The organism is Ruminococcus sp. OM04-4AA (assembly GCF_003462585.1).
Taxonomy (GTDB): domain Bacteria; phylum Bacillota; class Clostridia; order Lachnospirales; family Lachnospiraceae; genus Mediterraneibacter; species Mediterraneibacter faecis.
In genome coordinates this window covers 1-14,975 of sequence record NZ_QTZH01000003.1, presented here as the reverse complement: position 1 = coordinate 14,975, position 14,975 = coordinate 1, and the positions used below count along the sequence as shown (strand labels likewise).

The following is a 14,975-nucleotide window of genomic DNA, read 5'->3' as shown; positions in this document are numbered from 1 at the left end:
CTTACAGATTCTCCTCTTCAAATTTCTTCATAAAGTCTACAAGTGCAACAACACCCTCATATGGCATTGCGTTGTAAATGCTGGCACGCATTCCGCCTACAGTTCTATGTCCTTTCAGATTCTCAAATCCAGCTTCTTTTGCTTCCTTAACGAATTTTGCATCCAGATCTGCATCGCCTGTCACGAATGGTACATTCATAAGAGAACGATCTTCCGGGACAACAGTTCCTTTGAACAGTTTGCTCTGATCAAGGAAATCATAAAGAACTTTTGCTTTCTTTTCGTTGCGTTCTTTCATTACTTCAAGTCCGCCCATCTTCTTAAGCCATTTGAAGACTTTACCACAGATATAGATTCCGTATGCCGGTGGTGTATTATAAAGAGATTTTGCATCTGCATGTGTCTTATATGTAAGCATTGTAGGTGTTCCCGGGAGAACATCCTCTGTGATCAGATCTTCACGGATGATTGCGATCACTACACCAGCAGGTCCGATATTTTTCTGAACTCCACCATAAATCATTGCATATTTTGTTACATCTACAGGTTCGGAAAGAAAACAGGAGGAGACATCTGCCACAAGATCTTTTCCTTTTGTGTTTGGCAGTGTTTTAAATTTTGTTCCGTAAATAGTATTGTTTTCACAGATATATACGTAGTCTGCATCTTCTGAAATCGGAAGATCGGAGCAGTCTGGAATGTATGAAAATGTCTTATCCGCTGAGGATGCAACAACATTTACCTTTCCATATTTTTCTGCTTCCTTAGCTGCTTTCTTAGCCCACTGTCCTGTGACAATGTAATCAGCAACCTTATTCTTCATCAGGTTCATAGGGATCATAGCAAACTGCTGTGACGCTCCGCCCTGAAGAAACAGTACTTTATAGTTATCCGGAATGTTCATCAGATCTCTGAGATCCTGCTCAGCTTCTGTGATAATTTCCTCGAAAGCTTTGGAACGATGACTCATCTCCATAACAGACATTCCTGTTCCCTTGTAGTCCAGCATCTCTGCTGCCGCTTCCTTCAGTACTTCTTCTGGCAGAACCGCCGGTCCCGCTGAAAAATTATACACTCTACTCATTTTTAATTACCTCCTGTTATTGTGTATCTATAGAAACTCCGTTTTCACAGATTTTCTCACATAAAAATAAAATATTCCTTTATTTACCAGCCATGCAACTATGTGACTGAAACTTATTATTTTTAGTTTTCTTTTGCTTTCAGATCCTGCTCATCAAATGCTTCGCTGATCGGTGCTCCCGGCGCAACCATAGGCCATACCTTATCATCACAGTCGATCATACAATCGATCAGAACCGGTTTTCCACATGTCAATGCTTTCGCAAAGCACTCTTTAAACTCCTCCTGTGTTGTAGCTCGAAGTCCTACTGCTCCCATCGCTTCTGCAAGCTTCACATAGTCAACTGCATCACGGAGAACTGTCGCAGAATATCTTTCATCATAGAAAAGATCCTGCCATTGACGAACCATACCGAGTACATGGTTATTAACTACAACCTGGATAATCGGAACATCATGTCTTACAGCTGTTGCGATCTCATTCATATTCATACGGAAACATCCGTCTCCGGCAATATTTACAACAATTTTATCCGGACATCCTGTCTTCGCACCGATTGCTGCTCCAAGACCATATCCCATTGTTCCAAGACCACCTGATGTTAAAAGTGTTCTTGGTTTCGTATATTTATAATACTGTGCTGCCCACATCTGATGCTGTCCGACTTCTGTTGTGATAATTGCTTCTCCATTTGTCTGACGATAAATTTCTTCTACTGCAAATGGACCTGTAAGTACATCCTTATGATATGTTAATGGATATTTCGCCTTGTAATCTTTAATCTTATTCATCCATTCCAGATGAGACTGCTGTGGGAGATGCTCATTTATTTTCTTCAGGACTGCTTTAATATCACCTACTACCCCAAGATCGATCATGACATTCTTATCCATCTCTGCCGGATCAATGTCAATCTGAAGAATCTTCGCATCTTTTGCAAATGTTGCAGTATTTCCGGTTACACGGTCACTGAATCTTGCTCCTGTTACGATCAGAAGATCACATTCACTTACTCCAAAGTTCGATGCCTTTGTTCCATGCATTCCGAGCATTCCGGTATATCTCTCATCAGTTCCCGGGAAAGCTCCTTTCCCCATCAGAGAATCTGTTACCGGTGCATCTACCTTCTGTGCAAATTCATAAAGCTCTTTACTCGCCTCAGAAAGAACGGCTCCACCACCTACGAAAATATATGGTCTCTGCGCTTCTTTGATCATCTCAACAGCCTTCTTGAGATCCGCTTCCTCTGAATGGATTACCTCTCGGTTATATACACCTGGATATTCCTTCTCATACTCTGTAACTTTCGCAGTAACATCCTTCGGAATATCAATCAGCACCGGCCCCGGTCTTCCAGTCTTAGCAATACGAAAAGCCTTTCTGATTGTTTCTGCAAGCTTTGTTACATCTTTAACGATATAACTGTATTTTGTGATTGGCATGGTTACTCCGGCAATATCAATCTCCTGAAAACTGTCTTTTCCAAGTAATGGGACACCGACATTACATGTAATTGCAACAATCGGTATAGAATCCATATATGCTGTTGCGATTCCTGTTACAAGATTTGTTGCTCCCGGTCCGCTTGTTGCAAGACAGACCCCTACTTTTCCCGTAGCTCTCGCATATCCGTCAGCCGCATGGGCTGCCCCCTGCTCATGAGAAGTCAGGATATGACGGATCTCATCACGATGTTTATAAAGTTCATCATATACATTTAAAATTGCTCCACCCGGATAGCCAAATACAGTGTCAACGCCTTGTTCTTTCAGACATTCGATCACGATTTCTGCTCCATTTAACTGCATGACGTACTCTCCTCCTGGTTCTTTATTTTATTTTGCCTTCGGTACTTCGAGAATTGCTCCGCGGTTACCTGATGTTACCATAGAAGCATATCTTGCGAGGTATCCTGTCTTAACCTTAGGTTCTCTTGGCTGCCATTTTGCTTTTCTTGCTGCCAGTTCTTCATCCGATACATCCAGCTCCAATTTCAGTTCCGGAATATTGATCTTGATAATATCTCCCTCTTCTACCAGTGCGATCGGTCCACCAACTGCTGCCTCCGGTGATACGTGTCCGATAGAAGCACCTCTGGATGCTCCGCTGAATCTTCCATCTGTGATAAGAGCTACTGTAGACCCAAGTCCGTATCCTGCAATCGCAGATGTAGGATTGAGCATCTCTCTCATTCCAGGGCCGCCTTTTGGTCCCTCGTAACGGATTACAATAACATCTCCAGGATTGATCTTTCCTGTCTTGATTGCTTCTGTCGCTTCTTCATCACTCTCGAAGATTCTTGCCGGTCCTTCATGTACAAGCATCTCATCACATACTGCAGAACGTTTTACAACACTTCCGTCCGGTGCAAGATTTCCTTTCAATACAGCAAGTCCGCCTGTCTTAGTATATGGGTTGTCGATTGGGCGGATAACTTCCGGATTCTTATTCTCACATCCGGCAATATTCTCTCCTACTGTCTTTCCTGTTACAGTCATGCAATCTGTGTGAAGAAGTCCCTTCTTATTCAACTCGTTCATAACTGCATAAACTCCGCCTGCTTCGTTCAGATCTTCAATATAAGTATGACCTGCCGGTGCAAGATGACAAAGGTTTGGAGTCTTCTCACTGATCGCATTTGCAAAATCAATCTCAAAATCCATACCAATCTCATGTGCGATTGCCGGAAGGTGAAGCATGCTGTTTGTAGAGCATCCAAGTGCCATATCAACTGTAAGTGCATTGAGGATTGCGTCTTCTGTCATAATATCTCTTGGACGGATATTCTTTCTTACAAGCTCCATCACCTGCATACCTGCATGTTTAGCAAGCTGGATTCTTGCAGAATAAACAGCTGGGATTGTTCCATTTCCTTTCAGTCCCATACCAAGAGCCTCTGTCAGACAGTTCATACTGTTTGCTGTATACATACCGGAACAAGATCCGCAAGTCGGACATGCTTTATTCTCAAATTCGCAAATATCTTCGTCGTTCATCTTTCCTGCTGCATAAGAACCTACTGCCTCAAACATACTGGAAAGACTTGTTTTGCTTCCCTTTACATGTCCTGCAAGCATCGGTCCTCCGCTTACAAATACTGTCGGTACATTCACACGGGCAGCTGCCATCAGAAGTCCCGGTACATTCTTGTCACAGTTTGGGATCATTACAAGTCCGTCAAACTGATGAGCCATAGCAAGAGCTTCTGTAGAATCTGCGATCAGGTCTCTTGTTACAAGAGAATATTTCATACCGATATGTCCCATAGCAATACCATCACAGACAGCAATTGCAGGAACCATGATTGGTGTTCCTCCGGCCATTGCCACGCCAAGTTTAACGGCTTCTGTGATCTTATCCAGATTCATGTGTCCCGGTACAATCTCATTATAAGAACTTACAACACCAATCAGTGGACGATCTAATTCCTCCTCTGTAAGTCCCAGTGCATTAAACAGAGAACGATGTGGTGCCTGCTGAATTCCTTTTTTAACTGTATCACTTCTCATTTTAAAATCCTCTCTTTCTGTAACAACTGCTAATTACTTAATATATTCGCAGATCTTATCTCCCATCTGGGCTGTTCCGATCTGTTCTTTTCCTTCAGACATAATGTCGATTGTACGGTATCCGTCTTTTAATACTGCTGCAACAGCATTTTCAATCGCATCTGCCTCTTTATCAAGATCAAATGAAAATCTCAGCATCATTGCTGCTGAAAGAATTGTTGCGATCGGGTTTGCGATTCCCTTTCCGGCGATATCCGGTGCTGAACCGCCACTTGGTTCATACAGACCGAATTTTGTGTCGTTCAGACTTGCACTTGCAAGCATTCCTATTGAACCTGTCACCATACTTGCTTCATCAGATAAAATATCTCCAAACATGTTCTCTGTCAGGACAACGTCAAACTGTGCCGGATCTTTCACAAGCTGCATTGCACAATTGTCTACAAGCATATGTTCTAATGTAACTTCCGGATAGTCCTTCGCTACCTCCTCAACAACTTTTCTCCAAAGTCTGGAAGAGTCAAGTACATTCGCTTTATCAACACTTGTAACTTTCTTATTTCTCTTCATTGCAATGTCAAAACCACGTTTTGCGATTCTGCGGATCTCATTTTCATTGTATGTAAGTTCATCTTTTGCAGTAAGGACACCATCAATCTCCTCTGTACTGCGTTTTCCGAAATAAAGACCGCCCGTCAGTTCACGCATGATCATAAGATCAAATCCTCTGTCTGCAATCTCTTTCTTTAAAGGACACGCACCTTTCAGTTCATCATAGAGAACTGCCGGTCTTAAGTTAGCAAAAAGGTTCAGTCCCTTTCTAAGCTGTAACAGACCTGCTTCCGGACGTTTTGATGGTTCGAGCTGATACCATGGAGAAGTCTTCGCATCACCGCCAATGGAACCCATAAGACTGCGTCACTGTCCTTTGCCAGCTGAAGCGTCTCTTCTGTAAGTGGCACTCCGTTCACATCAATTGATGCTCCTCCCATCAGAAGCTGCGTATAGGAAATCGAATGACCATAAACTTTCGCTGTCTGATCCAAAACTTTCATTGCCTCGTCTACGATCTCAGGGCCAATTCCATCTCCCTTGATTACTCCAATTTTCATTTCCATATCTAACTCATCCTTCCAAAATGTAAAAATCTTTTTTTATCATACCGCATTTTTTTCACTGTTTCAAGTATTTCGGATAAAAAAATAGAGGGCACTCTGTATTTTTATTGAAAATTGTATTTTTCGGGCACATTTTATGTAAAATAAAAGACCAAAAGGAATCACTCCCTCTGGTCTTTATCTGCATCTTATTCTGCACCCGGCTTCTCAATCTGAGCGATTGCAGCCTTCTGCATAGGAATACGGCAATTCTTGTTATTACCGAACTCAACAATTACATCATCATCTGTGATATCGATGATAACTCCATAAAATCCACTTGTAGTAAGCGCTGTATCTCCAATCTCCATATCAGCGAGCATTGCCTGGATTCTCTTCTGCTCCTTTTTCTGAGGACGCATCAGAAGAAACCACATACCACCGAGGATAACAGCATAAACAACTATAATACCTACTGTTCCCATTGAAATTTCCTCCTGACTATTTGTTAAAGCTATCTGTCCAGTACCTTCAAAATACTAATAGACAATACATCCACTATACACAAAAACAGCTTTTAATTCAAGTCTTTTTCTAATATTCCATGGATATTTTATATGTTTTTATACATTTTTTATATCTTTTGTTCAGAATCTTTATTTCTGTTCCATACCTTCAAGTTTTCTCTTCTTGTATGCCTGGAATTCCCCTGCATCAATCGCATCACGGATCTCTTCCATCATTGTATTATAGAAATACAGATTATGAAGTACACACAGACGCATTCCGAGCATCTCTTTTGCTTTCAAAAGATGTCTGATGTACGCTCTGCTGTAGCTTCTACATGCCGGACAGTTACATCCTTCCTCGATCGGGCGATCATCCAGTTCATACTTGGCATTAAACAGATTCATCTTTCCATGATTTGTATATACATGCCCATGACGTCCGTTTCTTGACGGATATACACAGTCAAAGAAATCCACTCCTCGATCTACTGCCTCCAAAATATTAGCCGGTGTACCAACACCCATCAGATAAGTCGGCTTGTTTTCCGGAAGATGCGGAACCACTGCATCAAGAATACGGTACATCTCTTCGTGGCTCTCTCCTACTGCAAGTCCACCCACTGCATAACCATCCAGATTCAGTTCTGCGATCTGCTGTGCATGTGCAATTCGGATATCCTCATAAATTCCGCCCTGATTAATTCCAAACAGCATCTGATGTGGATTGATCGTATCCGGCAGAGAATTCAGTCTTGCCATCTCATCCTTACAGCGCTTCAGCCAGCGCGTCGTACGCTCTACAGAATTCGTCATATACTTTCTGTCTGCCACACTGGACGGGCACTCATCAAATGCCATCGCAATCGTGGATGCAAGATTAGACTGAATCTGCATGCTCTGTTCCGGTCCCATAAATATCTTATGACCATCAATATGTGAATTAAAGTGAACTCCTTCTTCCTTGATCTTTCTCAACTTTGCAAGGGAAAATACCTGAAATCCGCCGGAATCTGTCAGAATCGGTTTATCCCAGTTCATAAATTTATGAAGTCCTCCGAGTTTCTTCACAACTTCATCTCCCGGACGAACATGAAGATGATATGTATTAGACAACTCCACCTGCGTCTTAATCCCTCTCAGATCATCTGTAGATACTGCTCCTTTGATTGCTGCTGCTGTTCCAACATTCATAAAAACCGGAGTTTCAATTACTCCGTGAACTGTTGTAAAGCGTCCTCTTTTCGCACGCCCGTCTTTCTTTAAAAGTTCATACATAAGCTTTTTCCTCTTCTTTTCTTTTTGGTTTTCAGACTATCAAAGCCTGCCAATAGTTATGGCAGGCTATATTTATCTTTGCATTTCCTTTAATTATGTATTATAACAGGTGTTCCCATACTAAGCATTCCGTAAAGACTTGCCGCCTGGTCTAATGGCATATTGATACATCCATGAGAACCATTCGTCTGATAACGGCTTCCTCCAAAGCTTGGATTCCATGTCGCATCGTGGAATCCGATTCCTGTCCAGGTCACACGCATCCAGTATCCTACCTTTGTACGATAACTTGGCTGTCCTGTAGAAGGATTAATTTCTCCGACCAGTGTCTTATCCCTCTTCATCTCAAGAATCGAATAAACTCCTGTCGGTGTCTCTCGCTCCGGTGTAGGAAGTCCTGTAACAACGTCTGTCTCTAATTGTACAGCTCCGTTAACCACATACCACATATGCTGAGCCGGGATATCTACTTCCAGATAAGTCGTTCCCCAATCCTGCGCGTCATGTGTAGCCGCCGTCTGTGCATAAGCAGGTTCTTTCTCGACAACCTCACCTTTCTTAATGCTGTCAACAAGCGCAGTCAGTTCTGCTGCCTCGTCAACTGACCAGCCGTAAGTACCTCCCGAAACGTCTACTGTTTTTCCTCCCGGAGTTGTAATACTTCTTGTCGTTCCAACCGTATCATAAGTCTTTCCAAATTCACGAAGCCACTCTTTCACCTTTGACTCATCAAGCGTTGCATTCATATTATCATCATATGTTACCCAGCCTGAGATCAGATCCTTGTTCACAACCATATTCTGGTTTGTCATCTTATAAGTGATGCTGGCTTTCAGATAATTGTTCATCGCATCACAGGCTTTCTGAACTTCCGGAGACTCTGAAGTGTACTTCGGCATAGCATAGCACTTCTCATCCATCATATTTAATTCACTCTTGAAGTTTGTGATCGCATCCTTCACTTTTGCCTTAAATGTATCCACATCTACTTTCGTACCATAAACCTCAGGTTCAACAACGAAACTGTTCCCATCATACTTTGGATAAGCAGACTGTGGATCTGTCTGCTCCTGATTCAGGGCTTGTACGGCTTCAATCTTTGACTCCAATGTTGCTTCGTCATATCCAACCTCAATTGTGACCTCAGCTGAACTTTTTGAGAAAAATGCCTGTGGCCACAAAAATGCATTCTGTTTCTTCAGTGCATCCTCTATATCTGAATTTTCCTTATATACAAGTGAAATATCCGATCCTTCGATTGCATCTGTCATATTATTCTGTTCTATAATTGTCAGTTTATAATCTGCCACCTGATTTTTAATATAATTCTCTACCGCCGCCGCATTCTTACCAGAAAAGTTCTTTCCGTTAATCTGCGTATTAATATAGAAATGACTCATAAAAAAGACTGATATTGCAAGATAAACAATAACAAGACCAGCAATAACACCACCGATAATCATCCAGATCTTCTTGTCAATTGTCTTCTGCTTTTTCTTTCTTCTTACTTTGCGTCTTCTAACTACTTTCTTTTCAGACATTCTAATTCTCACCCTCGTCTTTTGGATTAATACTTCTTTTTGATTCAGACTTCATTATATTACGCTTTTTCCAAAATGTACACCCCAAACTTTCATGAAATACGCACAAATTAAACCGATGTTGAATTGTTAATTCGAACGAAATCTTTTAGAAATACTTTTGTAATTTATTTTTGAAATTCTGTTGAATTCTACAACATTTTAACTTGCGTACACCTCTTTCTTCCTATATAATTGCACTGTACCCTCAGTTATGAAACACAACAATATGTTTCGTATCTGGGGGTATGATACGGAAAAGAATGATATATGATATGCAAAAGAGCATTTTATACACACTTTTTGTATACCTTATTGATACAAACGAAAGGAGTTTTAGATATATTATGAGCGGTTCAACATTTGGCACTTTATTTCGAGTCACTACCTGGGGCGAGTCCCACGGTCCCGGAGTTGGTGTAGTTATAGATGGATGCCCTGCCGGCATCCCTTTATCTGAACAGGATATTCAACAATTTTTAGATCGACGCAAACCGGGACAGAGTAAATATACAACGAAGCGGAATGAATCTGACTCTGTCGAGATTCTGTCCGGAGTCTTTGAAGGAACCACAACCGGAACTCCTATTTCTCTTCTCGTGCGGAATCAGGATCAACGTTCCAGAGATTATGGGAATATTGCGACATCTTATCGTCCGGGACACGCAGATTACTGCTTTGATCAGAAATATGGTTTCCGAGATTACCGTGGCGGTGGACGTTCTTCCGGCCGCGAGACGATCGGCCGTGTTGCTGCCGGTGCAATTGCTTCAAAATTACTTGGCGAATTAGGAATCTTGCTGACAACTTATGCAAAATCCATTGGTCCTGTCACTGTAGCTGAAGCTGATTATGATTTTACTGAGATTACAAATAACAGTTTTTATCTGCCGAATAAAGATGCTGCCGAAAAGGCTGCTGAATACGTTTCTACTCTTATGGAGAAGATGGATTCCTGCGGCGGTCTGATCGAATGCCGTGTTGACCATCTTCCAGCCGGTCTCGGTGAACCGGTCTTCGATAAACTGGACGCTTTACTTGCACAGGCAATCATGTCTATCGGAGCCGTAAAAGGTGTCGAAATCGGCGATGGCTTTCAGAGTGCCTCTTCTACCGGAAGCACAAACAATGATCCTTTCTGCATGCAACAAGGTCAGGTTATGAAAACTTCGAATCATCCGGTGGAACTTTGGGTGGCATGAGTGATGGTTCTCAATTAATCTTAAGAGCTGCGATCAAGCCAACACCTTCGATTTCTCAGATGCAGCACACTGTAACTAATTCAGGCGAAGAAATCGAACTGTCTATTCACGGACGTCATGATCCAATCATCGTACCGCGCGCAGTTGTTGTTGTGGAAGCAATGACCGCACTCACTCTCGCTGATCTGCTCTTGCGTAATGCAGTCAGCCGGATGAATCAGATAAAACAATTATATACGGAGGATAAAAATGTCTAATAAACTGATCGATATCATAGATATTACCAAATCCTATGACGAAAATGTAATTCTGGATAAATTAAATCTTTATATCCGTGAGAACGAATTTCTCACACTCCTTGGTCCTAGTGGATGTGGAAAAACAACACTGTTGCGTATTCTCGGTGGCTTTGAGACACCGGACTCCGGTAATATTATTTTTGATGGGAGAAATATCAACAGTCTTCCGCCAAACCGCCGTCAGCTGAATACCGTATTTCAGAAATATGCCCTCTTCTCTCATATGTCCATTGCAGAAAATATTGCTTTCGGATTGAAGATCAAAGGTAAATCTAAAGGTTATATCCGCGATAAGATTCATTATGCCTTAAAGCTTGTCAATCTGGAAGGATACGGGGATCGTTCTCCTGACTCATTAAGTGGTGGTCAGCAGCAGCGAATCGCAATCGCACGTGCGATTGTAAATGAACCAAAGGTTCTTCTTCTTGATGAACACTTGGTGCATTGGATTTAAAACTTCGCCAGGATATGCAATATGAACTGATCCGATTAAAAAATGAACTTGGAATTACATTTGTCTATGTAACGCACGATCAGGAAGAAGCTCTTACAATGTCTGATACGATTGTTGTTATGAATCAGGGATACATCCAGCAGATCGGCACCCCGGAAGATATTTATAACGAACCGCAAAATGCATTCGTAGCTGATTTTATCGGAGACAGTAATATTATTGCTGCAACCATGCTCGAAGACAAAGTTGTCCGTATGCTCGGTGCTGTCTGGAAATGTGTAGACGTAGGATTTGGTCATAACCGTCCGGTCGATGCTGTAATCCGTCCGGAAGATATTGATCTTGTCAAACCCGGTGAAGGTGTTATTGACGGAATTGTAACAAACTTGATCTTTAAGGGTGTTCACTACGAGATGGAAGTTCTTGCCAACAACTATGAACTTCTCGTACATAGCACAGATATGTTCCCTGTAGGAACTGAAGTCGGAATCAAAGTGGATCCTTTTGACATCCAGATTATGAAAAAACCAGAATCTGAAGATGAGGAGGCACCTGCTGTTGAAGAATAGAAAATTACTTGCCGGGCCTTATCTTTTCTGGTCCGTGTCATTTATTATTATCCCATTGCTCATGATCTTTTATTATGGTCTGACAGATAAAGAAGGGACTTTTACCTGGTCTAACATTGCAATGATGGCTTCGCCTGAAAACCTGAAAGCACTTGGACTTGCACTGTTGCTTTCCCTGGTCAGCACACTGATCTGCCTGGTTCTTGCATATCCTCTTGCAATGATTTTATCTGAAAAAAACATGAACCAGACAAGTCTTATCGTACTGATTTTTATTCTTCCGATGTGGATGAACTTTCTTCTGCGTACACTCGCCTGGCAGACACTGCTTGAAAAAAATGGTGTGATCAACAGCATTCTTGCGTTCTTCCATCTGCCACAGCAGTCTATCATCAATACACCGGGGGCTATTGTATTAGGTATGGTATATAACTTCCTGCCTTTTATGGTGCTTCCCATTTATAATGTATTGGCAAAGATTGATAAAGATGTCATTTACGCAGCAAGAGATCTTGGAGCCAATGAATTTCAGACATTTACACAGATCATCTTTCCTTTGAGCATTCCTGGAATTATCAGTGGTATCACTATGGTCTTCGTACCTGCGCTGACGACCTTTGTTATTTCCGACCTTCTCGGTGGAAGCAAGATTCTTCTGATTGGAAACGTGATCGAGCAGGAATTCAAACAGGGAAGCAACTGGCATACCGGTTCCGGTTTATCCCTGGTGCTGATGATCTTCATCATCGCAAGTATGGCCGTGATCGCCAAATATGATAAAAACGGGGAGGGGACAGCATTTTAATGAAAACTATAGCAAAAAAGATCTATCTGGCACTGATCTGCATTATTCTGTATGCACCGATCGTGACTTTGATGGTCCTCTCCTTTAACAATACTAAAACACGTTCCAAATGGGGCGGATTCACCGGAAAATGGTATGTCTCTCTTTTCCAAAACAAAGAGATTATGAATGCATTGTACACAACACTGATCATTGCATTGCTCTCTGCACTGATTGCAACATTGATCGGTACTTGTGCCGCACTTGGCATGCAGGCAATGAATTCAAGAATGCGTACTCTTTTTATGGGAGTTACAAACATCCCTATGCTGAATGCCGATATCGTAACAGGAGTATCCCTGATGCTTCTCTTCATTGCATTCCGCTTCACACTTGGATTCAAAACAATCCTTTTGGCACATATTACATTCAACATACCTTATGTCATCTTAAGTGTAATGCCAAAATTAAAACAGACAAACCGTAGAACTTACGAAGCTGCACTGGACCTTGGTGCTTCTCCGGCCTATGCATTTTTCAAAGTAGTACTTCCAGATATTATGCCTGGAATTTTCTCCGGTTTCCTGCTTTCCTTTACAATGTCTCTGGATGACTTTGTGATCACGCATTTCACAAAAGGTCCTGGTATTGATACACTCTCAACCAAGATTTACAGTGAAGTCCGTAAAGGAATCAAGCCTGAAATGTATGCACTTTCAACCATTATGTTTGTTACAGTGCTGTTACTTTTGATTCTGATCAATATGTCACCTGTCGAAAAGAAAAAAGCAGTAAAAGTAAAGCATTTTGGAAAAGCACAAAAATTCGGAAGATTTTTCTTCCAGCGTTTGGTACCTGTTGCTATGGCTGTGCTTATTATCATCGGTGGTTTTATTTACGGAAAGAACGATGTTATCTCCTCACAAGGCCAGGTAATTGTTTATAACTGGGGTGATTATATTGACCCTGATGTTATTGATATGTTTGAAGAAGAAACTGGTATTGATGTAGTATATGAAGAATTTGAGACAAACGAGATCATGTATCCAAAAATTCAGTCGGGAGCGATTGCATACGATGTTGTATGTCCATCTGATTATATGATTCAGAGAATGATTGAGAATAATCTTTTGGAAGAGATTAATTATGACAACATCCCAAACTTGAAATATATCGATCAGAAATATATGGATCTTGCCAAAGGATTTGATCCTGATAATAAATATTCTGTACCTTATCTTTGGGGAACTGTCGGAATCCTTTATAACAAGAAAATGGTAGATGAACCAATTGACAGCTGGGGTGTTCTGTGGGATGAAAAATATAAAGATAGCATCCTTATGCAGGACAGTGTAAGAGATGCCTTTGGTGTCGCTTTAAAATACCTGGGCTATTCATTAAATTCAACAGACTTAGATGAACTTCAAGCTGCCAAGAATCTGCTGATGGAACAGAAACCTCTTGTGCAGGCATATGTTATCGACCAGGTACGTGATAAAATGATTGGAAATGAAGCAGCTCTCGGAGTAATTTATTCCGGCGAAGCACTGTACTGCCAGCAGGAGAATCCAAATCTCGATTACGTGATTCCTAAGGAAGGTTCTAATCTTTGGATTGATTCCTGGGTTATTCCAAAAAATGCAGAGAATAAGGAACATGCAGAAGAATTCATCAACTTCCTCTGTAGACCGGATATTGCAAAAATGAATTTTGAATACATCACTTACTCCATCCCGAACTCTGCCGGGCAGGCATTGATCGAGGATGACTACATGAGAAACAGCACGATTGCATTCCCTGATACTGATCAGTTGAAAAACTGTGAGACATTTAATTTCCTCGGAGATGAAAATGAGGCGCTGTATAATGAGTTGTGGAGAGAAGTAAAGTCGAAATAAATTTGTATTTAGCAATAAGAATATTGGCTGGTTCAAAATTTAAATGAATGAAGAAGGGCGTGTTTGGACGGTCTCTTGCAACGATATGCAGGGCCCGTTCCCTCAGCCTTTTGAGGGATTGTAACAAAGAAGCGAGATATGCACCGTGTGTGGTTTGTATCTCGCTTCTTCTAACAATCCGCGCAAAATGTCTTCGTACACTCTTACGCCAAATGCATATCTTATGCAAGAGTCCATCCAAACACTCAGATTCATCAGATCAGAAATGATTTGAATACAGATTATTCTTATCGAAATGCAAATCAGAAGGGATATGAAAAGGGAACGCTAATGACTAAAATTTACAAATTGGCATAAGTTGTGTCATATAGTCGATAGCGTTCCCTTTTTTACTTCCGTCCAGAATTCTGTATTCAAGTGTTGAATTCGTTCCACAGCAATCACTTACGTGCAACAAATCAAAACTTGTATGAAGTCTTTCAGATTCGTCCCGTTAAGCAAACACTTCTGTTTGGAATAAAGAAGCGAGGATGGTGCTATATTGTTGAGGACACATATAAGGCAGGAGCGTTCCGAATACACCTTGTTCAGTATGTAACGTAAGAGCAGACAGGCACCACTCACGGTAACTGTTCTGGCTCTTACGTTACATACTTTCAAGGGGATGAGGTAGAGCGGGCCGGTGTCCGATGCAATATAGCATCATTCTTGCGGC

The 14,975-nt window shown here is 41.5% G+C and carries 8 protein-coding genes and 3 pseudogenes; 4 read left to right on the top strand and 7 right to left on the bottom strand.

Translation table 11 applies throughout. The annotated features are described in order from the left end of the window. Position 1 precedes the first annotated feature (1 nt). The 7 genes and pseudogenes from serC to DXB52_RS01695 form a co-directional block, all read right to left on the bottom strand. Positions 2-1,084, bottom strand: a complete 1,083-nt coding sequence (gene serC, locus DXB52_RS01725) for a 3-phosphoserine/phosphohydroxythreonine transaminase (protein ID WP_020436149.1) — start codon at positions 1,082-1,084, stop codon at positions 2-4. A gap of 122 nt (positions 1,085-1,206) precedes the next feature. After that, positions 1,207-2,892: a biosynthetic-type acetolactate synthase large subunit gene (gene ilvB / locus DXB52_RS01720; RefSeq protein ID WP_015529130.1), complete on the bottom strand. Its 1,686-nt coding sequence runs from the start codon at positions 2,890-2,892 to the stop codon at positions 1,207-1,209. 27 nt (positions 2,893-2,919) lie between these two features. After that, positions 2,920-4,593: a dihydroxy-acid dehydratase gene (ilvD, locus tag DXB52_RS01715; protein ID WP_015529129.1), complete on the bottom strand. Its 1,674-nt coding sequence runs from the start codon at positions 4,591-4,593 to the stop codon at positions 2,920-2,922. A 33-nt stretch (positions 4,594-4,626) separates the two neighbouring features. Beyond that, positions 4,627-5,711 (bottom strand): annotated as a pseudogene (leuB, locus tag DXB52_RS01710) (3-isopropylmalate dehydrogenase). 188 nt (positions 5,712-5,899) lie between these two features. Further along, entirely contained in the window at positions 5,900-6,175 is a 276-nt protein-coding gene (gene yajC / locus DXB52_RS01705; RefSeq protein WP_015529127.1) for a preprotein translocase subunit YajC, read from the bottom strand. Between the two features lie 171 nt (positions 6,176-6,346). Continuing rightward, positions 6,347-7,474 (bottom strand): tRNA guanosine(34) transglycosylase Tgt, encoded by a 1,128-nt coding sequence (tgt, locus tag DXB52_RS01700; protein WP_055145881.1) that lies wholly within the window; start codon positions 7,472-7,474, stop codon positions 6,347-6,349. Positions 7,475-7,563: 89 nt separating this feature from the next. Then, on the bottom strand, positions 7,564-9,015 hold the full coding sequence (locus DXB52_RS01695) for a L,D-transpeptidase family protein (RefSeq protein WP_181982993.1): 1,452 nt from the start codon (positions 9,013-9,015) through the stop codon (positions 7,564-7,566). Between the two features lie 386 nt (positions 9,016-9,401). Between DXB52_RS01695 and aroC the strand changes: the two are divergent. The 4 genes and pseudogenes from aroC (at position 9,402) to DXB52_RS01675 (ending at position 14,260) form a co-directional block, all read left to right on the top strand. After that, a pseudogene (gene aroC, locus DXB52_RS01690) lies at positions 9,402-10,513 on the top strand (chorismate synthase). Then, positions 10,506-11,578 (top strand): annotated as a pseudogene (locus DXB52_RS01685) (ABC transporter ATP-binding protein). The pseudogenes aroC and DXB52_RS01685 overlap by 8 nt, the downstream one beginning before the upstream one ends. Continuing rightward, positions 11,550-12,383, top strand: coding sequence for an ABC transporter permease (locus DXB52_RS01680; RefSeq protein ID WP_172675344.1), 834 nt, complete (start codon positions 11,550-11,552; stop codon positions 12,381-12,383). Before DXB52_RS01685 ends, DXB52_RS01680 begins: the two are co-directional and overlap by 29 nt. Continuing rightward, entirely contained in the window at positions 12,383-14,260 is a 1,878-nt protein-coding gene (locus DXB52_RS01675; RefSeq protein ID WP_117568179.1) for an extracellular solute-binding protein, read from the top strand. Before DXB52_RS01680 ends, DXB52_RS01675 begins: the two co-directional genes overlap by 1 nt. Positions 14,261-14,975: the final 715 nt, after the last annotated feature.

What these genes read in the sequence shown, in the direction of transcription:
- ilvD (WP_015529129.1), bottom strand. Translation starts at nt 4,593, where the DNA reads ATGAGAAGTGATACAGTTAAAAAAGGAATTCAGCAGGCACCACATCGT.
- yajC (WP_015529127.1), bottom strand. Translation starts at nt 6,175, where the DNA reads ATGGGAACAGTAGGTATTATAGTTGTTTATGCTGTTATCCTCGGTGGT.
- ilvB (WP_015529130.1), bottom strand. Translation starts at nt 2,892, where the DNA reads ATGCAGTTAAATGGAGCAGAAATCGTGATCGAATGTCTGAAAGAACAA.
- DXB52_RS01675 (WP_117568179.1), top strand. Translation starts at nt 12,383, where the DNA reads ATGAAAACTATAGCAAAAAAGATCTATCTGGCACTGATCTGCATTATT.
- tgt (WP_055145881.1), bottom strand. Translation starts at nt 7,474, where the DNA reads ATGTATGAACTTTTAAAGAAAGACGGGCGTGCGAAAAGAGGACGCTTT.
- DXB52_RS01695 (WP_181982993.1), bottom strand. Translation starts at nt 9,015, where the DNA reads ATGTCTGAAAAGAAAGTAGTTAGAAGACGCAAAGTAAGAAGAAAGAAA.
- DXB52_RS01680 (WP_172675344.1), top strand. Translation starts at nt 11,550, where the DNA reads ATGAGGAGGCACCTGCTGTTGAAGAATAGAAAATTACTTGCCGGGCCT.
- serC (WP_020436149.1), bottom strand. Translation starts at nt 1,084, where the DNA reads ATGAGTAGAGTGTATAATTTTTCAGCGGGACCGGCGGTTCTGCCAGAA.